Annotated in this window: 14 protein-coding genes and 1 pseudogene; 12 read left to right on the top strand and 3 right to left on the bottom strand. The window is 32.4% G+C overall.

The genetic code is table 11. The features are described 5' to 3' along the window. The first annotated feature begins 411 nt into the window (after positions 1–411). The 8 genes from BG05_RS19355 (at position 412) to BG05_RS19320 (ending at position 9,643) form a co-directional block, all read left to right on the top strand. Positions 412–2,385, top strand: coding sequence for a penicillin-binding transpeptidase domain-containing protein (locus BG05_RS19355; RefSeq protein WP_033733979.1), 1,974 nt, complete (start codon positions 412–414; stop codon positions 2,383–2,385). Positions 2,386–2,868: 483 nt separating this feature from the next. Then, complete coding sequence (locus BG05_RS19350; RefSeq protein WP_002085493.1) at positions 2,869–3,573, top strand: response regulator transcription factor; 705 nt, start codon at positions 2,869–2,871, stop codon at positions 3,571–3,573. A gap of 2 nt (positions 3,574–3,575) precedes the next feature. Beyond that, positions 3,576–4,562 carry a sensor histidine kinase gene (locus BG05_RS19345; protein WP_002017026.1) on the top strand — a complete coding sequence of 329 codons (987 nt, stop codon included), beginning with the start codon at positions 3,576–3,578 and terminating at the stop codon, positions 4,560–4,562. Positions 4,563–4,690: 128 nt separating this feature from the next. Continuing rightward, on the top strand, positions 4,691–5,461 hold the full coding sequence (locus BG05_RS19340; RefSeq protein ID WP_003189289.1) for an ABC transporter ATP-binding protein: 771 nt from the start codon (positions 4,691–4,693) through the stop codon (positions 5,459–5,461). Beyond that, positions 5,436–7,373 carry an FtsX-like permease family protein gene (locus BG05_RS19335; protein ID WP_033733981.1) on the top strand — a complete coding sequence of 646 codons (1,938 nt, stop codon included), beginning with the start codon at positions 5,436–5,438 and terminating at the stop codon, positions 7,371–7,373. Before BG05_RS19340 ends, BG05_RS19335 begins: the two co-directional genes overlap by 26 nt. A gap of 35 nt (positions 7,374–7,408) precedes the next feature. Further along, a complete protein-coding gene (locus BG05_RS19330; protein ID WP_003189292.1) occupies positions 7,409–8,089 on the top strand; it encodes a lipoprotein BA_5634 family protein in 681 nt (226 codons plus the stop codon). Positions 8,090–8,292: 203 nt separating this feature from the next. After that, positions 8,293–8,826: an RNA polymerase sigma factor gene (locus tag BG05_RS19325; protein WP_002085483.1), complete on the top strand. Its 534-nt coding sequence runs from the start codon at positions 8,293–8,295 to the stop codon at positions 8,824–8,826. Next, positions 8,816–9,643, top strand: coding sequence for an SH3 domain-containing protein (locus tag BG05_RS19320; protein ID WP_002127459.1), 828 nt, complete (start codon positions 8,816–8,818; stop codon positions 9,641–9,643). Before BG05_RS19325 ends, BG05_RS19320 begins: the two co-directional genes overlap by 11 nt. 11 nt (positions 9,644–9,654) lie before the next feature. Here BG05_RS19320 and BG05_RS19315 read toward each other — a convergent pair whose 3' ends face one another. Continuing rightward, a complete protein-coding gene (locus BG05_RS19315; RefSeq protein ID WP_003189297.1) occupies positions 9,655–11,415 on the bottom strand; it encodes a peptidoglycan D,D-transpeptidase FtsI family protein in 1,761 nt (586 codons plus the stop codon). A gap of 410 nt (positions 11,416–11,825) precedes the next feature. Here BG05_RS19315 and BG05_RS19310 point away from each other — a divergent pair, with 410 nt between their 5' ends. Both BG05_RS19310 and bla read left to right on the top strand, forming a co-directional pair. Beyond that, a complete protein-coding gene (locus BG05_RS19310; protein ID WP_003189299.1) occupies positions 11,826–13,961 on the top strand; it encodes a peptidoglycan D,D-transpeptidase FtsI family protein in 2,136 nt (711 codons plus the stop codon). A 282-nt stretch (positions 13,962–14,243) separates the two neighbouring features. Continuing rightward, positions 14,244–15,170 (top strand): class A beta-lactamase Bla1, encoded by a 927-nt coding sequence (bla, locus tag BG05_RS19305; RefSeq protein WP_175491563.1) that lies wholly within the window; start codon positions 14,244–14,246, stop codon positions 15,168–15,170. Positions 15,171–15,177: 7 nt separating this feature from the next. On the opposite strand, the pseudogene BG05_RS32180 reads toward bla, so the two are convergent. After that, positions 15,178–15,264 (bottom strand): annotated as a pseudogene (locus BG05_RS32180) (undecaprenyl-diphosphatase); the annotation flags it as partial. A gap of 963 nt (positions 15,265–16,227) precedes the next feature. On the opposite strand from BG05_RS32180, the gene BG05_RS19300 reads away from it, so the two are divergent. Continuing rightward, the gene (locus tag BG05_RS19300) at positions 16,228–18,435 is read left to right on the top strand and encodes a M60 family metallopeptidase (protein ID WP_003189303.1); all 2,208 of its coding nucleotides are present in this window, start codon (positions 16,228–16,230) and stop codon (positions 18,433–18,435) included. Positions 18,436–19,116: 681 nt separating this feature from the next. On the opposite strand, the gene BG05_RS29895 is transcribed toward BG05_RS19300, so the two are convergent. Then, entirely contained in the window at positions 19,117–19,371 is a 255-nt protein-coding gene (locus tag BG05_RS29895; RefSeq protein ID WP_078177185.1) for a DUF5065 family protein, read from the bottom strand. A 523-nt stretch (positions 19,372–19,894) separates the two neighbouring features. Here BG05_RS29895 and BG05_RS19290 point away from each other — a divergent pair. Next, entirely contained in the window at positions 19,895–21,094 is a 1,200-nt protein-coding gene (locus BG05_RS19290; protein WP_016126968.1) for an NAD(P)/FAD-dependent oxidoreductase, read from the top strand. The last annotated feature ends 15 nt before the right edge of the window (positions 21,095–21,109 follow it).

Here is a 21,109-nt window from a genome sequence, read left to right as displayed (position 1 = left end):
GGTTTTTGGTGCGAAAAAGAAGGATATAGAGTGCCTATAAATTATACTTTAAGTAATTCTTTTTATTGTTTATATTTTTGTTATTTTCTGTTGCAGAATCCTTAGTATAAGGATTCTTTTTTTGTATCAATAATCTATAAAGAAAAAAGATGAAATTGGCGAAAATGAACTAAAAGGTATTTTAAATGAATTGTTAAAACAACACTAATAATGATAACGTTCGCTAAATATATTCGTCGTTTGTAAGAATCTTAAAATCTTCCCTTTTTGAATGCAGCTTAACCATAAATTTAATTTTTTTGTAAATGTGGAACTATTTCATTACTTACACTGTCTATTAAGCGTTAAAACATTTTTTATTTAACATATTTAGAAAGGAATAATCATTTTTAATTAAGGGAGAAGATTGAATTGAAAAAAATATGGATGCTGCTTTTCTTTTGTTTTGGAGTTATGTTGGTAGGATGCAATAAAGATGAGCCGCCAAAACAAGCATTTGAAGAATATATCAATTTATGGAATGATAAAAAATTTACAAATATGTATGATTATTTATCAGAACATGCAAAAAAAACGATTTCTAAAAAGGAGTTCACAGAGAAATATCAAAAAATTTATGAGGGTATTGGAGTTAAGAATTTAAAAATTAAAACGAAAGGAGAGAATACTAAAGATAAAGAACTTTTTCTTTTTGAAGTTAATATGGATACGGATGGAGGAACAGTTTCATTCATCCATGAAGCAAAACTCGTGAAAGATAAAGATAAGGAATCTTGGAAAATAGATTGGACACCAGACTTCATTTTCCCAGGTATGAAAAAAGATTACAAAGTACGTATGCAAACAGAGCAAGGAAAACGCGGAGAAATATATGATCGAAATGGAAAAGGGCTTGCAACGAATGGTAAAGCGACTGAAGTTGGAATTATTCCAGAGAAACTAGGTGAAACGGCAGCGCAAACGAAAGAAATAGTAGCACAATTACTTGATATGTCTATAGAAGAGATCAATCAAAAGCTCGCAGCGAAATGGATAAAACCAGATTCCCTTGTACCAATTGGTATTTTAAAAGAGGGAACCAGACAGAATGATTATATTGAATTAGAAGGAGTTTCATCTCGCCCAGTAAATATTCGTACGTATCCATTAGGAGAAGCAGCGGCACACTTAACGGGATATATAGGAAAGGTAAATGCAGAGGAGTTAAAATCGCTTCAAAAAAAAGGTTATCAAGCAGATGATTTAGTGGGTAAGACAGGTTTAGAGAAAGTATTAGAGAATAAATTGCGTGGTGAAAAGGGTGGACGCGTATTTATGGAAGATGAGAACGGGAAAGAGATTAAAAACGTAGCAAAACAAGAAGCAAAAAAAGGGGAAAATGTTACGTTAACTATTGATGCTGCAATTCAAGAAAAAATCTTTAATGAGATGAAAAATGAAGCAGGATCTAGTGCAGCGGTCAATCCTAAAACGGGTGAAACAATCGCACTTGTAAGTAGCCCTGCTTATAATCCAAATACAATAGTTAGAGGAGCATCAAAAGCTCAAAGGGAAGCATGGAATAATGACTCGAAACTGCCAATGATGAATCGCTTCACACAAGCATTTGTACCAGGTTCCGTATTTAAAACGATAACAGGTGCAATTGGTTTGGAAACAAACACAATAAATCCTAAGGAAGAATTTAAAATTCAAGGATTAAAGTGGACAAAAGATTCATCTTGGGGAAATTATTATGTAACACGTGTGAAGGATGCTAGTCCAGTTGATTTTGATAAGGCAATGAAGTACTCTGATAATATTTATTTTGCTCAACAAGCTTTGAAAATAGGAAAAGATCAGTATGTAAATGAATTTAAGAAATACGGATTTCATGAAAAATTATCAATTGAATACGAATTCCCTATTTCAATCATTGCAAAAGATGGGATAAAAAATGATATTCAACTAGCAGACACGGGGTACGGACAAGGACAAGTATTAATGACACCTCTTCATTTAGCATTGACTTATGCACCGATTGTCAATGAGGGTAACATTCCGTCACCGCATCTTATAAAAAAAACAAAAGCAGCGGGAAATTGGAAAGAAAATGTGATTTCTACCAAGAATCAAGAGATATTAAAAAGTGCGTTAATAAAGGTTATTAATGATCCTGATGGTGCTGGGAGAACTGCTAAAGTTGATGGTGTAACTCTCGCTGGTAAGACAGGTACAGCAGAACTGAAAGAATCGAAAGAAGCAGAGGGTAAAGAACTTGGTTGGTTTGCAGCTTTCGATGCAAGCGCGCCAAACATGATTGTTACCATGATGATTGAAGATGTAAAAGGAAGAGGCGGGAGCAACGTTCCAGGTGAAAAAATAAAACATGTTTTTCAGAAATAATACTTAATTAGAAGGTGAAATTTACTCCTTTAGTAAATATACAAACCTTACCGATTCAAGATTATATTAGGAATCGGTTAATTTATGTCTAAACGCAGATTTTATGATTTTAATAATCGTATTTAATTACGTGTTTTTTACACAATTAAATACGATTATTTTTTATTTGAAAATTATAAAACAACAAATTTTAAAATGTTAAATTAGATAATTGAAATTTAAAAAATAAGAGCTATTATACTTAACTTTATTTTCAGAAATATTACAAAGCTGTTAGTTTGAAGTAAGGTTATTCAATATAAGTAAGAGGGGAATTTCTTTATACTAAAAGATAAAAGTATATTTTATATTCTTACAGATAATAAACATATACTTTAACTAGTCCCACTTAACGACCTTGCGGCATGTTTGAAGAGGGAGATTCCTACGGACACTGAGAAGGGAGTCTTTTGTCGGAAAAGATAAATAAAAGGAGCTTAATATATGTATAAAATTATGATTGTAGAAGATGACCAAAAAATTTCTAAACTACTTCAATCCCATATTAATAAGTACGGGTATGAAGGGAATATTACAGAGGATTTTGAAAATATTTTGGCTAACTTTGAAAAAATTCAACCTGATTTAGTTTTATTAGATGTAAATTTACCGAGTTTTGATGGTTTCTACTGGTGCCGACAAATTAGAACGGTCTCTACTTGTCCCATTATATTTATATCAGCACGTAGTGGAGAGATGGAGCAAGTTATGGCACTTGAACATGGTGCAGACGATTATATCACTAAACCGTTTCATTATGAAGTTGTAATGGCAAAAATCCGAAGTCATCTTCGAAGAATTTACGGAGAATACGCACCGAAAGCGGAAGAAAGAGTTGTTCAGCAATCCGGTTTAATACTTTATCCAGAAAAAATGGAATTAAAGCTAAATGATAGCATGTGTATACTGTCAAAAAAAGAAACTGTTTTACTAGAAACTCTCTTACGACAATCTCCTAGTATTGTTAGTCGAGAGAAAATCTTAGAAAAACTTTGGGATGACTATACGTATGTAGATGATAATACGTTAAGTGTAAATGTTACACGTGTCCGAAAAAAATTAGAGGAAATCGGAATAAAAAATGCATTAGAAACAGTTCGTGGTGCTGGATATCGTTTGAAAATAACTTGGAAGAATGATGAGGTATAATAATGAATTTATTTTTACGTGAACATATCCCTTTCATCTGTTTCTCAATCATTCAGCTATTTGTCGTTCTAACTGTTTATTGGCTGGATGGATATAACCACTTATCTACTGCGTTATATAGTGTGTTTTTAGGAGGATGCTTTTTAATTGCGTTTTTACTTTATCGCTACTTTAGCCATCGTAGATTTTATAACAAATTATCCAACCCTTCTGAAACATTAGAGGACTCCTTAGAAGAACTCGATTCCACTCCATTATCAGTAGCACTTCAGCGTGTGTTAAAGACACAATACAGTCAATATCATCAACAGTTAAAGACTTGGGAATATAAACAAAAAGAGCACCTTACATTTATTAATCAATGGGTGCATCAGATGAAAACGCCTCTATCAGTTATTGAACTGATCACACAAGAAGAGAATGGGGAGGTTTTTGAAAGTATTGTGGAAGAAGTAGATCAAATGCAGTACGGATTAGAAATGGTCTTATATATGGCGCGATTACAAACGTTTGAGCAAGATTTTTATGTGGAAAGAGTTTCGTTACAAGAAATCGTTCAAGAAGTAATCCGTGAAAATAAACGTCTGTTTATCCGTAGCTATGTTTATCCAGAAGTAAAAGTAAAACAAACTATTATGGTAGAAACCGATAGAAAGTGGCTTCGGTTTGTTATTCATCAAGTGATATCCAATGCCATTAAGTATTCAGCAGGAAGTAGAAAAAACGTTACTATTACTACATTAGAAGAAGAGCGCTCAGTAATCCTTGAAATACACGATCATGGTGTGGGAATTCCAAAAGAAGACCTCCCAAGAGTATTCCGCCCATTTTATACGGGAATAAACGGTCGGAAATTTAAGGAATCTACTGGGATGGGATTATATCTTGTGAAAAATATTATAAAAAGATTGGAACATGATATTGAAATAAAGTCGGAAGTAGGAAAAGGAACAACAATCTGTATTATTTTCCCTTATGCAAATCGTTAGAACGGTATTTAGTTTGAATTTTCAGAAATATTACAGACCTGTTAGATATATGAAAGGTTAATCGATATGAGAAGAAGGGACGCTTAGATAAACTTAGGTTATTAAAAGATAAAAAGGAGCAAAACGATATGGAAATATTAAAGGTCTGTGAACTGAGTAAAATCTATACAGGAAAGGTATCTTATGAAGCGCTCGCCGAAATTAATTTGAGTGTGAAAAAAGGGGAGTTTGTAGGAATAATGGGACCATCAGGAAGTGGAAAAACTACTTTGTTGAACATGGTTTCTACTATTGATTCTCCCACATCAGGAGAAATATTGATTAATGGAGAAAATCCATATCAATTATCTCAAAATGAACTGGCATTATTTCGAAGACGTGAATTAGGTTTTGTGTTTCAAGCATTCAATCTTCTTACAACATTAACTGTAAAAGAAAATATTGTTCTTCCTCTGACGTTAGATGGTACTAAAGTTGAGGATATGAATCAGCGTGTAGAAGGTATTGCAGAAAAATTAGGCATCCAAGATATATTAAATAAACGAACATATGAAATATCGGGCGGACAAGCACAAAGAACAGCAATTGCACGTGCTCTAATTCATAAACCTAAATTATTACTTGCAGATGAGCCGACAGGAAACTTAGATTCAAAAGCGGCTAATGATGTAATGGAGTTATTAAAACGATTAAATAAAGAACAAGATGCAACAATGATGCTTGTTACGCACGATCCAGTGGCTGCAAGTTTTTGTGATCGCGTTGTATTTATTAAAGATGGAAAATTATATAACGAAATTTATAACGGAGAAAACCAACAAATGTTTTATCAAAAAATTATAGATGTACTTGCATTACTAGGAGGTCGTAAGCATGACTTTTCAAAGATTCGCTTTTAATAATATCATTCGAAGTAAGCGGACTTATGCTGCACACTTTCTAAGTAGCTCATTTTCAGTTATGGTTTTTTTCACATATTCACTCTTACTTTTTCATCCTGATTTACAAGGAGAACTAGCCTCCACAAGTAAAACAATGAGCCTTTTAGGAACAATGGGGATGCAAATCTCTCAATATCTCATTTTTGTATTTTCATTCTTCTTTCTTTTATATTCGGTGAGTTCTTTTTTAAAAACAAGAAAAAAAGAATTTGGAATTTTAATCATGCATGGTATGACACCGGCGCAGTTAAATAAATTAATTTTTTTAGAAAATATGTTAATTGGAGTCGCTTCAATTACATTTGGTATCTTAATTGGTTTGATATTTTCAAAGCTCAATTTATTGGCAAGTGAAAATATATTAGCGATTGATAAGGGTCTTCCTTTTTACGTTCCTATAAAAGCTGTCTTTACGACAATTGGCGCATTTTTGATTCTGTTTCTAGTCATTTCGTTGTTTACTTCTAAAATGGTAAAAGCAAACAAGTTAATTGATTTGATGAAATCAGAGGAAAAGCCAAAACCAGAGCCAAAGGCATCAAAAGCATTAGCATTCCTTTCCGTATTATTAATTGGGTTAGGGTATGGATGTGTGTTCTATTTCGTACTAGAAAGAAACTTCATTATGCCTTACTTACTTGGAGGAGTAGTTTTTGTAGTGATAGGGACATATTTTCTATTTTCACAGTTGAGCGTGTATGTAATACGTGTCTTAAAGAAAAAAGACACTGTATTTTTTAATAAAACGAACCTACTTACTATATCTGAATTGGCTTATCGTATGAAGGATAATGCAACTATGTTCTTTATGCTAGCGATTGTTTCCGCGGTGGCTTTCACAGGAATTGGTACATGTTTAGCAATGGGAAATAAGGGATTAACGGAGATGATCAATCCATTTGCATTTACCTATACCTCGTTAGGCGAGAATCCCCAAGAAGGAGAGCACATTACAGAAATAAAAAAACAACTCACTCGTTCAAATTTTTCTTATCAGGTAGCGGTTACGAATCCAAAATTCACGGAAAATAATTTAGTGCTAATCAAAGTATCAGAGTATAACAAGTTTGCAAAAATCTTCGGATATGAAATGGAAAAGTTAGACAATGATCAACAAACAATCATAGTACCATCAATAGTTTCGCAAAAAGAAAAGTATGCAAGAGGAAAGGATATACCTGAGAAAATAGATGTAGTACAGGAAAACTTGGAGATGTCTCTTCAGGTCAAGAAGGCGGTCCCATATATAGTTCTCCCAAATACAATTGGAGCTATTATTGTTGTTTCGGATTCTTTGTACGATAAAATCCCAAATAGAAAGACAGAAGATGATTCTTACGTAATGAAAAGTCAATATGGATTTTTAGTGGAAAATTGGGAGAAATCAAGAGTGGTTACAAAAAAATTAGAAGCAACAATGGGTAATAATAATTCGGTGCAAGCACATCATTATTTTAAAGCATTGTATTCTGAATGGATTTTTTCGAAACAAGAGAACGGTATTTTACTTATTGTCAGTGTATTAGTAGGGATCGTATTCTTTACGTTCGCAGCCAGTCTTTTATATTTCCGACTATATGCAGATTTAGAAAGGGAACAACAACAATATGAAATGATTGCGAAGGTCGGTCTAAGTAGAAGAGAGCTAAAGAAAATCGTAACGCGTCAGCTTACGTTAATGTTCTTCTTGCCTTTAATTATAGCGATTATTCATAGTGGTGTCGCTTTTATAGCCTTGCAACAGCTAATTGACTTCTCTGTTTTAAAGATGTCCATTTTAATTATACTAGCCTTTATATCCATTCAAAGTGTGTACTTTTTCACTGTCCGTTGGCGTTATTTACAACGGTTATATAAAAAAATCATGTAACGTATTGATAAAACAAGCAAAGAGGAGAAAAAGAAATGAAAAAAGTAATGAAAGTGTGTATGGCAGGAGTTGTATCAATTTCTATGTTAGGGGCTTGTTCTTTTGGAAAGAAAGAAGAACCAAGGAATGCCGCTTTATTGATTGGGGAAGAACAATCATTAAAAGAAATAGTAAGTCAACATAAAAGTGAAATTAAGACCAACACTTTATATAAAGTGAAAAAAGCAGAAACTGGCGGTAAACAACTATTAATTATGGAACGAAAAACTGCAGAGAAAATGGTTGAGATAGGTGTGTTGAGAGAATCAGATAATGATAATGAAGTATGGAGTTCAGATCCAATAAAGTCATTACCTTCAGCTCCAAAAGGTAAAGCTGTATTATTGGCTAGTAAGAAAAATAAAAAAATTAAGGAATTAACAATTAATGAAAAGAAAATAGAAGTCCAGTATGCTAGCGATACTTGGTTTGGTCACTATCGTAATTCAGATTATGAGGAGCTGATTGTAATTGTTGACAATACTACTTTCAATCAAATCCCTGTAAATGAAACATCAATGGAAATCCTTCATTTCAATAAATCGTATGGTGAAGATAGACCATATAACACAGATGATGTTACGGCTGTACAAGCAGAAACTGAATGGGAAAAACTCACTAAAACTATGGGGAGTCAAGTGGATGTATTAGATGCGGTTTCTATTATAAAAAAATAATGAAAATATATTTAATACAGAAAAACCAGGATGATTTTAAGAATTTATCCTGGTCTTTTTTATTACATTTTTTTAGAAATATCATCTGTCGAAAAAAAAGATAAACAATGGAACAAATGAAACTTGTATCATGTCTATATATTGAAACCATATTAAAAGTGAGGGCAGCTTTATGTTTATTCAAATAAGTTTGAGGTGTGGAAATGGAACAGAAGTTTATTGGAAAATGTAATCATGATGAGCTTGACTATGTTATAAAAGACTATTGGCAAGATGTATGGAATTATTCATTTATTATTACGAAAGATCCACACTTATCAGATGACATCACACAAGATGTATTTATTAAGGTTTTTAAACATTGGAATTCGTTTCGAAAGGAGTCATCTATTAAAACGTGGATATTAAAAATTACAAGAAATACGGCAATAAACTATTTGAAATCCTCTTATTTTAAAAGGATATCTTTAGTGGGATTTTTTAGTGACGATAAGCAATCTCCATCGGCAGAACAAGAATTTTTTAATCAAGAGGAAATGAATGATGTGTGGGATGTTGTATTAAAACTACCTAAAAAACACCGCGAAATACTAATATTGGACGCGAAATATGAATTATCTTATGAAGAAATGGCTGAAACATTAGGTGTATCCATTGGAACAGTCAAATCTAGGTTAAGCAGAGCAAGAAGTAAAGTTTCAAAATTAATAGGGGAGGGTAGAAGTGATGAACAGTAAAAAAAATCCTGACTGGTATAGCAAATTAAAAAATGGACCAATGGAGCGTCGTAAAGATGAAGAAGCATTTATTTATAAAATAAAGCAATCGATATACCAAAATAGTGAAGTAGACTCTGTACCATACAAGAGACCATTTCGTAAAAAAGCATTGCCTATTGTAGTAGTTTTGGTTTGTACAATGTTATTTTTTATTGTTCAACAACCTTGGCTTGATGATAATAAATCACCGGTACAAAGTAGTACTCAAATTAAGCCTAAAACAAAAGATGAGTCTGCTCAAGATCCATCATTAAAACAATTTATGAATGAGTTATATCGAAGTACAAATTCAAAAAATGAAAATGACCTGTATAGAGCGTTAAATGATGAAGTTCTATTTAAAGGGAAAAGTTATCAGAAGGATGAATTGAAGTTTGATGAGGATATTTTTCATGAGTTGCAAGTCGCTCTTACAATGGGGGGAGAATTTGCAAATGATACAAAGAAAGCATACAAAGTACCAAGTGGATTGACAGAAAGTAACCAACCAAAGCAATCGCATTTTATATATGCAACTGTTACTGGAAATAAAACGAAAATTTTAGCTGAACCAAAACGAGAATCACAAGTTTTATATGAAGTATCTAATGAAATGGTAAAAGCTTTGATTCCAGAAAAAGTACAGAATGATGGATTTATAAAAGTATCGACAATTAACGGTTATACTGGATATGTACAAAAAGAGTATGTTTTAACTGATATTAAATATTCTTTCATATTTGAAAAGAATGATGAAGGTATATGGGAAATAACGAATATAGATTCTATATGGTAAAAGAGGAAGGTTCACTTTAATGAACCTTCCTCTTTATCTTTATCCTCTTTTTGAAGTGAATTCCAGCACTCTAAAATTTCTGATGTAACGAGAGCAGCAATATTTTTTTCCGAATTACTACCAGGAATAACGACAGAAATAGCAATTTTTGGATCTTCGGTAGGAGCATATGCAATGAAAAGAGAATGATTTATCATTCTTTCTTGCTCGTTCGGAGAGCCAGTTATCCCTGTTTTACCCGCGACATGAAAGGGCAAGTTTTTAATCTCCTCTATATTTTGACTCATCCCACCTTGCACGACACTCCAAAATTTCATAGGATAACGATTTGAACTTTCTAAGAGTGGTTTAAACTTTTTTGTTTCCTTATCGTCTTGACCAATAATAGCACTTACGATTTGAGGTTTATATTTATCACCTTTACTTGCCAAAGTTGCTGCATATTGAGCAAGTTGTAGAGGGGTGTGTACTTCATTTCCTCCCCAAGATGCATTTAATAAAGCAGAGATTCCATTTTCAAACTTATTAGATGGATGAAATTCATATTCTCCGTCTTCTTCAAAGGGTAAATCAATACCAGTTTTAGAGCGGAGGCCAAATTGCTTTAAATAATCTGTCCATATATTTGCTACTTTTTCTATATTCCCATTATTTCGGTTGAATAAGGGGAGAGCTACTTTTGCTGTCATAAATGTATTTGATGAATTAATGATAGCTTGACTCGGTGTAATTTCACCTGTTGGTGTTCCAGGAGCATTGGTGATGTTATTTTGATTATCATACTGAAAACTACCATTATCCAAATATGTATCCTCAGGTTGAAAAAGCTTTTCGTTTAATCCGATTAAAATAGTAAGTGGCTTTATAGTAGAGGCCATATTTACATAAGATTCACCATATTTTAATTTTTGAATTGCTTTATTTTGCGAAAGGGATTTAATGTTTTCTTTTTTAGATGATACATGTGTATTTAATATATTTGGATCAAAAACTGCCGAATTGGCCATAGTTAATATTGCGCCAGTTTTTACATCGGTTACTACTGCATAACCAGCATTAGCATCAGGTACTTTCTTAATTTGAGATCTTAGTGCTTCCTCTGTTTTTTGCTGCAATTTAGAGTCTAAAGCTAGCCGGACATCTTTTCCTTTTTGTACTTTTTGAATGTTCCATAAGAACTTTTTATTATTCATTTTAAAAATCAGAGTTTTTCCGGGTTTTCCTTTTAAATCATTTTCATATTGAAACTCAATCCCACTTTTACCAACAGGTACATTTTTAGAATTAAGGTCATTTTCTACATACCCAATTACTTGTGAAGCAATTTCGTTCTTTGGATAATATCGAATGAATTCGTCTTTGATCACTACATTTTTAGGTTTATTCTTGTTTATGAATGAAATTTCATTTTCACTTATATCAGAGTATAAGGATATTTCATTCATAGTCTGCTTATTACAGGATTGTTGTAATTGAGATTTTATGTCCTCTGTAGAAATGTCATGTTGAAACTCGTTTGAAAATTGATTGAAAAAAGCTAATGTGTTTGATGTATCTTTATTCGATAGTTTTTCATCATTAGAAGTGCAATATAGAGACTTAACTTTCTTATTTGTAGCTAGTAGTACACCATTTTGATCAAGAATTTTTCCTCTTTCAGCTGAAGAAGTTGCGATAGTAATTGAAATGAAGTTGATTTTTAATAAAATTAGTAAAATCACACTTACAATAGAAAGAACCGCAAAAAATCTCCATCTTTTCGTATGTAACATATAACCCTCCCTTATGTAGCCTATTCCATCTTATAGTTAATTATTTTTTTTGTAAATGTGGAACAACTTTATGATTTAGATTGTCTATTAAGTATTACAGCATGAAGAAAGGAACAATCAGTATGAAAAAAAGTACATGTTAATAGTAAGTCTATGTGTAAGTTTAATATGAGTCATTATACAGTTTAGCATTTCTAATGCAGGCGACAAAAAAATAGAGAAAAAAACAGGAAGGGAGATTTATCAATTACACGGCTAAACCAAAAGGAATGGATGCCTACAAGGATTTAACAAAAAAGATAAGACACTATTATAACTGAATAGTGGTTTCTAATATATAGGAAACGCTTTTAGTATATTTATTTACTAAGTATTAGTGAGGATTTCCTGAAGAATTATATGGAGGATTTATGAAAGAACAAAAAGTAAAGAAACAGAAGACATATATATCTATTCGATTGAATATAATGTTCCTTTGCATATTTGTACTATTCTCAGCTATTATTATGCAGCTAGGAAAAGTACAAATCGTTGAGGGAGAGGCTTATAAGAACCAAGTGGAAAATAGTCAAAATGAAACAACTAGTATACCAGTTCCACGTGGACAGATTCTAGATCGAGAAGGGAAAACGGTCGTTAATAATAAATCTCTTCGCACAATTACGTATACAAGGGTGAAGGGGATTACGAGTGAAGATATTTTAAAAACAGCAAAAGACTTGGCGAAGGTACTTGAAATGCCTGAGCAAGATATAAATAAATTAACCGATATCGATAAAAAAGATTTTTGGATGCAATTGAATACGAAACGTGCGGAATCAAAGATTACTAAAAAAGACATAGGAAATTTTAAAGAAAAGGGAATAGAGGGAAAAGAACTAGACAAAAAAATTCAAGACTTAAGACGAAGTCGCGTTACAGAAGTAGAATTGGCAGAATTAACAGCACAAGATTTAAAGGTGTTAGCTATTAAAAGTAAAATGAGTTCAGGTTATCAACTGACACCACAAATTATAAAAAAAGATGTGACAGATCAAGAATATGCGCGGATAAGTGAAAAACTTGCGGAGTTTCCAGGAGTAGATACAACAGTTGATTGGGAACGTAATTATGTAAATGGTAATTTATTTCGTTCCGTGTTAGGTAATATTACAAGTAGTGAAGAAGGATTACCGAAAGAAAACTTAGATTCTTATTTGGTACGTGGATATAACCGTAATGATCGTGTAGGAAAAAGTTATATTGAACAACGATATGAAGATGTATTACACGGCACAAAAGAAGAAGTGAAAAACATTACTGATAAATCAGGAAACATTATAAACACAGAAATAATCTCTAAAGGAAAAAGTGGTAATAGTTTAACATTAACGATTGATATGGAATTACAAAAGAAAGTGGAAGAAAGTATAGAGAAAAATTTGAGAGCTTTTAAGAGTTCAGAGCCACTGTTGGACCGAGCGTTTGTCGTCATGACAAATCCAAATAACGGACAGATTTTATCTATGGCAGGCAAAAAGATTGTAGAAAAAGAAGGGAAAATAGAGATTGAGGATTTGGCATTAGGTAACATGACAACTTCGTATGAGCTAGGGTCAGCTGTAAAAGGCGCAACGTTATTAACTGGATATGAGACAGGGGCAATACAGCCAGGAGATCAATTTTATGATGCACCGATGAAATTTAAAGGTACACAAGCCAAGAAATCATGGAATGTATCCGGATTTGGTAATATTAATGATTTACGAGCTTTACAAGTATCTTCGAATGTATACATGTTCCAGACAGCTTTAAAAATTGCGGGAGTTAATTACGTACCGAATGGTTCATTGGATATTAAACAAGAAGCATTTGATAAAATGCGTTATTATTTTAAACAATTTGGTTTAGGGGTACCAACAGGTATTGATTTACCGAATGAAATAATTGGGCAAACGAGAAAAGTAGATAGTCAACCTGGGTTTTTACTAGATTTTTCTATCGGTCAGTATGATACGTATACGCCATTGCAATTGGCACAATATATTTCAACTATTGCAAATGGTGGATATAGAATGCAACCCCAAATTGTACAAGAAATACGAGAGCAATCAATAAAAGAAGAAGAGGTCGGTAAAGTTATACGCTCTATAGAGCCTGTCGTATTAAATCGAGTTGATATGAAGAAAGAACATATTGATCGGATAAAAGAAGGTTTTAGATGGGTATTCCAAGAAGGTGATGGAACTGGCGTGAAGTATTTCAAAAATGCGCCATATAAACCAGCAGGAAAGACAGGGACAGCTCAAACTGTATATGGTGGAGATGATCCAATTGGTAGAAATGCAAAAGGAGAACGTATGGAATGTTACAACTTAACATTAGTTGGATATGCTCCATATGATAATCCAGAAGTAGCATTTTCTGTAGTAGTCCCATGGCTTCATGATGATAAAAATGGAATTAATTCTATAATTGGAAAGGAAATTTTAGATGTATACTTTGATTTAAAAAAGCAACGTATACATGGTGAAGCTGCTAGTACAGATAGTTCGAATCAAAGATAGTAAAATTTGTGCACTTTTCTCAGGGGAAGAGACCCTGTTTATATAAAAGCCTTTATAAGTTAAAGAAAAAGGAAGATTTGAAATAAGAGATAGCGGCTATCATAGTTGCTATCTCTTACTTTTGTTAATATCTTGGCTACTAGTTAAAAAGGTTTTAAATTTATGGAACAAACTTGTTTCTTAGATGGTCTATTATGTGTACGTATAAAAACAGGTTTTCAAATAGGATACAGTGTATTGAATTTACTACTTGTTTTCAGTATTGAAAATTTGAAAGGAATGATGATTTTGAAAAACAAGAGGATGTTAAAAATAGGTTTATGTGTTGGTATATTAGGTTTAAGTCTTACAAGCCTAGAAGCTTTTACAGGAGGGGCATTGCAAGTTGAAGCGAAAGAAAAGACCGGACCAGTTAAACATAAAAATCATGCGACGTATAAAGAATTCTCTCAACTTGAGAAAAAATTTGATGCTCGATTAGGTGTATATGCTATTGATACTGGTACAAATCGAACAATTGCTTATCGACCTAACGAAAGATTTGCCTTTGCATCAACCTACAAGGCATTAGCGGCAGGAGTATTGCTACAGCAAAACTCAACTGAGAAATTAAATGAAGTTATCACTTATACGAAAGACGACTTGGTGGAATATTCACCCGTTACAGAGAAACATGTAGATACAGGCATGAAACTTGGGGAAATTGCAGAGGCGGCTGTTCGTTCCAGTGATAATACCGCCGGGAACATTTTATTTAATAAAATAGGCGGACCTAAAGGATATGAAAAAGCACTTAGACAGATGGGTGATCGGGTTACTATGGCTGATCGCTTTGAGCCAGAGTTAAACGAAGCTACTCCAGGAGACATTCGTGACACTAGTACAGCGAAAGCCATTGCTACCAATCTTAAGGCTTTTACGGTCGGAAATGCACTTCCAGCTGATAAACGTAAAATTCTTACAGAGTGGATGAAAGGAAATGCTACAGGAGACAAACTTATTCGTGCAGGCGTACCAACTGACTGGGTAGTTGGAGATAAATCAGGAGCTGGAAGTTATGGGACACGAAATGATATTGCTATCGTTTGGCCACCGAACAGGGCACCTATTATCATTGCAATCTTATCTAGTAAAGATGAGAAAGAAGCTACCTATGATAATAAATTAATTGCAGATGCAGCTGAAGTTATAGTTAAGGCTCTTAAATGATAATTTCTCAATTCTTTATGTAATGTAATTGAAAATAGGAACCTAGAAAGCGATTCTTTTTACTGTGAAAAGAATCGCTTTTTTGTATTCCTATAATGAATAGTAAGTATATAAGCGAAAATTATTATTTCATGGACAATTTATCCCCTAAAGTGCATGAGGGAAATTTTCTCCTGTGGTGTTCGTAGCAATATGATTATTATGTATACGATAATAATATTTTGGAGTAGTTAAGCTAGATACTCCTATATGGATATGTAATTTTACATATCCATATAAAAGACACATATGTGTTAATCACTATTAAATTATATTGAAATCATTTTTAAGTAAGGGATTCATATAGATTTAAGGGAATCAAAGAATTTTTATGTTTAATTATCATAGTATAATTATTTCACTTTATGAAATGAAATTTGTATTTAACTTTTTTAAATATAATATTTTTAAATTCGAATAATAAATATCTGAAAAATTAAATTTAATCAATGTGATTTTCAGGTTTACTTATGAAAAACATAGTGTTTAAAATGAGGGGGAAGTAAGGTCCTTATATTCTATCAAAAATAAATAAAAAACGAGATACGATTACTCTATCGAAAAAATTTCTATCCTCAAGTGTGTGTGATGAAATCCTAACGTTAGGTTGTACAAAATTTACGATTAAAACTGTAAAAAACATATGTAGAAAGTAGTTATACAAGTTTGAATTTTTAAGGTGAATGATTTTTATGAATTTTTTCATAAAACCTAATCTATGATTAGTGAGCTTTATATTCTTATTTTCCTAATAGAATACTTTTATACAATTAGATGGAAGTTAAGAATACTAAATCAAAACATAATAGGTTGTTATTGATGAGTTTATCGTAAAGTTGTTATTTTATGTGTCATCAAATAACATTTATAAACAATTAGAAATAAAGAAAAGGAGACTATTATGAGAAAAAATAGAGTATTAGATACAACATAAATAGCGTAAAAAATTTTTGGTGTAAAAACGTAATAAATAAAATAATAATCCTTAAATGTACTAAGGGAAAATGAGGGAGATAATATGGGAAATAACTCAAAATATAAAACTAGAAAAATACTTGCAGCTACCGCTACAGTAACTATGCTTACGACTGGAATGGTTTCTTCATCAGATGTCTTTGCAGAGGAAACAAAGCAGCAAAAAAAAATATCGACATCACTGCAAGAGGAAAAGTCAGTTAAATCAGAAAACAGAATATATACAGTCCCAGGAAAAGGGGATGTTGAGGTACTGAAACAACAGGAAAGAAAAAGTATAGCATTTAGTCCATATGAACCCACTGGTTTATATGCAAAGCCAAATGAACAAATAACGATTAATGTAGAAGGAAATCAAAATATTCAAGCATATATTGGAACGTATTCGTATGATGCTTCTTGGAGAGAAGATTCTAAAATAAAATCATTTACATTAAAACCTGGTATAAACACAATCCAATCTCCAAATGGGGGGATGATTTATTTTTATAATAAACAACAAGGTGGTACCATTCGAACAACAGTCACAACAGGTGGAACGACTACTCCTTTTTTTGAACTAGGAAAGCATACGAAACAAGATTTAATAAACATGCTGGACCAATATCCCAATGCACATGCAGTGGAGTTAAAAGGAGAACGTGTATTAATTACGGCCAGCCCTGCACGTGTTAAGAAATATTTGTTAGGTTCTAATACAGATCCTGTACAACTCTTAAAAAAGATGGATGAAGCTACTCGAATTCAAGACAAAGTAGCTGGTTTATCCGAGGAACAAGTAGATAAACATTATATTCATTACGTAGAAGAAAATCATTCTCCCGATTATTATATGTATGCAACTTCTTATCGAACCGCATATGTAGGAGATGCAATCCAATACGTGTTAGATATTAATAAATTTATAAAAGATGGCTGGGGTCCTTGGCATGAGGCAGGGCATTTGAGACAGCAATCACCTTGGAAGTTTTATAATATGACAGAAGTACAAAATAATATTTACAGCCTTTCTGTAGAAAAAGCATTTACATCTAATCAATCTTTTAGATTGCAACAGGAGGGCGCTTATACTAAGGCATTTCAATACTTAGAACAACCTAATAAAAATTATGACGAAGTTAGTGATGTTTTTGTTAAGCTTGTTATGCTTTGGCAACTACAGTTAGCATATGGAGAGGACTTCTATCCTCAATTGCATCAATTGTATAGAGAAATGTCTTCAAGTGAACTTCCACAAACTGATGAAAATAAAAAACAATTATTTATGATTTCGGCATCAAAAGTAGCCAAACAAAATTTGATACCTTTCTTTGAGAAGTGGGGATTACGTCCAAATAACGATACCATTCAAAAAGTGGCTGTATTAGGGTATCCAACTTTAACAGCAGAGATTTGGAAGGGGACGGATTCTAATCCAATTAAACCAGATATACCTAATGTAAATAATATTTTAGAAGGAAACAAGTTTGCATGGTCATTAAAAGGGATTAGTGATTTCGAATTTGCTAAAATCAATTTCAATAAGTCGACAGAAGAAGTGCATATTGACTTAAAAGCAGGCGTACCGCATCATTATTTTAATGAAACATATGCGAGTATTAAAGTACAAAATGCATCAGGAAAAGTAGTATACAATAAAGACATCTATGGAAACAAACAACAAAATGCTGAATCGCAAAAAGTTCCAGTTAAAGTAGGGGATTATATTGAGTTAACACATCTAGAAGGTGTGCATAGAGCTACTTTCACAAATGTAGATAATAGTAAACAAGAAAGCTTTGGAAAAAAAGCAATGTACGAAGTTACAAAAGAAGGTCTGAAGAAAGTAGAAAAAATGCCAGAAACAACGGTTTTAGACGGAAATCAATTTGGTTGGTCTTTAAAAGGATATAGTGATAGAGAAATTGCAAAAGTAAATTATAATAGGGTAACAGAGAAAATACAGGTGAATTTAGAAGCAGGCGTACCACATTCTTATTTTAATAATACGTATGCAAGTATCAAAGTACAGAATTCATCCGGTAGTGTTGTGTACAATAAGGAAATAGTGGGAAATAGACAGCAAACTGCTGAAAGACAAACTGTGCCAGTCAAAGTGGGAGATTATATCGAGTTTACCCATATAGAAGGGGAAGCAGTAAAGGAAAAGACACGGGCTACACTTATTAACCTTGAGAATAGTAAACAGGAATATATAGGTAAAAAAAGAACCTATCAAGTTACTTCTACGGGATTAAGCAAAATAGATTAATATGAATAAACTTCAAATTATTAGTAAGATGCCAAATAGTCGTTCATTATGAACGGCTATTTGGCTTTTATTTATATAAAAGTGAAATATAATCCAATGTTTAATGATTTATTAGAAGTAAAAAGGTAGGTATTATATAAAAGAAAATGAATAATTTATGCAGAGCTTGTATACGGTATTATTATTTGACTATTCTAAAATCAATTGATAAAAACGCTGGAATGTTTTTTAGAAAACAACTGACTCCATAGGTGGAATTTGGAAGATTAATTCTATTTTGGAGTTTATTTTTATAAGGAAATTCACATACGTGGATTAGTATTAAGATTCAAAATGTAAAATATCTAAAGACCTAAGTACAAGCACACATTTTAAATAAAAAAAGTGAGAAGAATGAATAACATTCTTCTCACTTTTAGCAATTAGGGTCGGCATATACATAAATATGCGTTTGAGTGGAATTTTGGATGAAAAATCCACATGCATAGTATACCAAAATATTTAAGGCCCTTCGTATGCAATATTGCATACGAAGAGTAGGTGGATATAATAGTTAACTTACTTCTATTAAAAGTAAAATGTGTTTATATTAAAAAAGTTAAAATCAAATTGAAGCTGGTTAAGATCTTAATTCTTCATAGCTACCTAATTAATCAATTCTAGCTACTGAGTAGGAAAGAGTTAATTAATTTGAAAATGATTTGAGTAGGTAAATTCTCCGTTATACTTAATTACTGCAATATATGTCCCTTTAGTATATACATTTGTAATTGGTGTTCTCCAAATTTCTAACCCTTTAGGCGTAGTAATAAATTCTGGTTCAATTGTAATAAAGCGTTGTAAAGTGCCGTCAGGGTGAACCTTGAAAATCTTCATTTTGGCACCAAAATGCGCTCTACCAAAACGTTGAGTTAAGTAGAAAGTATCTCCTGTTATGAGGTGTTCAATATTCCAGTCGGGTTGGTATGTACTATTTTCAGCTCCCTATAAATCAAAGGCTACGGGAAATATGGTAATAGCAATTCTCACATTATTGAGGGACTGGAAAAACAACAAAGACGTTCTCAAATGCATGTATAGATATTTATAACAAAGATTCAAAAAAGAATAGGTAATATAGCTATTGGAATAAGATTGTTTTTGTCTATCTCCTGAAAAGGAGGATGGACAAACCATACCAAAGAAACTTGCATTTCATTATCTATAGAAGTGTAATGTCATTAAAGTGAGATAGGATACAGGCTAATATTGAGAAATGTAAAGTTTGTAGAGTTTGAAACAAATTAAAGAAGTAACATAAGGGATTTACGCATATAGTAATGTCGACGGATAAAGTTAACGGAATATTCGTTTTAATAAGATAAAATAATAGTATTTTTATCTTATAATATTGTTACTACGATGAAATAAGGCTAATAATTAGTTAACTTAAAAATTAAATTCAGATAGGAAGAGGATAATGAAGACCAGAGATAATTATAAAATTATTGTGATTGGCGCTGGGACTGCAGGACTATCTTCTACTGCACATTTGTTACGAAATGTATCCCTATTGAAAGAAAGTATAGCTATTATCGATTCATCTAAAAAACATTACTTCCAACCACTATGGAGTTTAGTTGGGGGAGGAATTGTTTCAAAGGAATGTACGATGCGTGATCAAGAATCACTTATTCCAAAAGGAGCAACGTGGATTCCTAAAAGTGTTGTTAAGTTGTTTCCAGATCAAAATAAGATACTTTTAGATGATGGAATGCTACTTGAATATGAGATTCTTATTGTAGCAGCCGGTATACAAATAAATTGGGGTGGTATTAAAGGCTTAAAGGAGTCTATTGGGACTAATGGGGTTTGTAGCAATTATTCTTATAAATATGTTGATTCTACTTGGAGAGAAATTGAAAAATTCAAAGGAGGAAATGCGATTTTTACCCACCCCAATACTCCTATTAAATGTGGTGGCGCCCCACAAAAAATTATGTATTTAGCAGAAGAGTATTTTTGTAATAGCGGTTTGAAAAACAGAAGTGAAGTAATGTTTTATTCTGCGAACGCTAACATATTTCAGGTACCGCGTTATGCTGAAACATTAGAACAAGTACTAGAAAGAAAGCAAATTATAACGAACTATAATAAAAACTTAGTAGAAATTATCGCTGAAAAGAGAGAAGCAATTTTTGAAGATACGCAAACACTGAAACGAGAAACAGTACCATATAGTATGATACATGTTGTTCCACCAATGGGGCCACCTAACTTTATTAAAGAAAGTGAGATAAGTGATCATCAGGGGTGGGTAGATATAAGTCCTTATACTTTGCAGCATGTAAAATATAAGAATATTTTTGGACTTGGAGATTGTACCAATTTACCTACATCTAAAACTGGAGCGGCAATTCGAAAACAAATACCTGTCTTAAAACAAAATATTTTGGACGTACTTAATGGAAGAGACTTGCAGGCTAATTATGATGGGTATACATCCTGTCCGATTGTTACAGGATATAAAAGTCTTATACTCGCTGAATTTAACTATGAACATGAGCCTCAAGAAACGTTTCCGTTTAATCAAGCGAAAGAACGGTATAGTATGTTTTTACTTAAAAGGTATATGTTGCCCTATATGTATTGGAATTTAATGTTGAAAGGGATTCTATAAGGAAAGATAGAGAGT

Source organism: Bacillus mycoides (assembly GCF_000832605.1).
Lineage (GTDB): Bacteria > Bacillota > Bacilli > Bacillales > Bacillaceae_G > Bacillus_A > Bacillus_A mycoides.
This window is presented reverse-complemented; position numbering and strand designations above follow the sequence as displayed.

Coding starts and splice junctions, on each gene's coding strand:
- BG05_RS19300 (WP_003189303.1), top strand. CDS start 16,228: ATGGGAAATAACTCAAAATATAAAACTAGAAAAATACTTGCAGCTACC.
- BG05_RS19290 (WP_016126968.1), top strand. CDS start 19,895: ATGAAGACCAGAGATAATTATAAAATTATTGTGATTGGCGCTGGGACT.
- BG05_RS19320 (WP_002127459.1), top strand. CDS start 8,816: ATGAACAGTAAAAAAAATCCTGACTGGTATAGCAAATTAAAAAATGGA.
- BG05_RS19310 (WP_003189299.1), top strand. CDS start 11,826: ATGAAAGAACAAAAAGTAAAGAAACAGAAGACATATATATCTATTCGA.
- BG05_RS19315 (WP_003189297.1), bottom strand. CDS start 11,415: ATGTTACATACGAAAAGATGGAGATTTTTTGCGGTTCTTTCTATTGTA.
- bla (WP_175491563.1), top strand. CDS start 14,244: ATGATTTTGAAAAACAAGAGGATGTTAAAAATAGGTTTATGTGTTGGT.
- BG05_RS19345 (WP_002017026.1), top strand. CDS start 3,576: ATGAATTTATTTTTACGTGAACATATCCCTTTCATCTGTTTCTCAATC.
- BG05_RS19325 (WP_002085483.1), top strand. CDS start 8,293: ATGGAACAGAAGTTTATTGGAAAATGTAATCATGATGAGCTTGACTAT.
- BG05_RS19335 (WP_033733981.1), top strand. CDS start 5,436: ATGACTTTTCAAAGATTCGCTTTTAATAATATCATTCGAAGTAAGCGG.
- BG05_RS19350 (WP_002085493.1), top strand. CDS start 2,869: ATGTATAAAATTATGATTGTAGAAGATGACCAAAAAATTTCTAAACTA.
- BG05_RS19330 (WP_003189292.1), top strand. CDS start 7,409: ATGAAAAAAGTAATGAAAGTGTGTATGGCAGGAGTTGTATCAATTTCT.
- BG05_RS19340 (WP_003189289.1), top strand. CDS start 4,691: ATGGAAATATTAAAGGTCTGTGAACTGAGTAAAATCTATACAGGAAAG.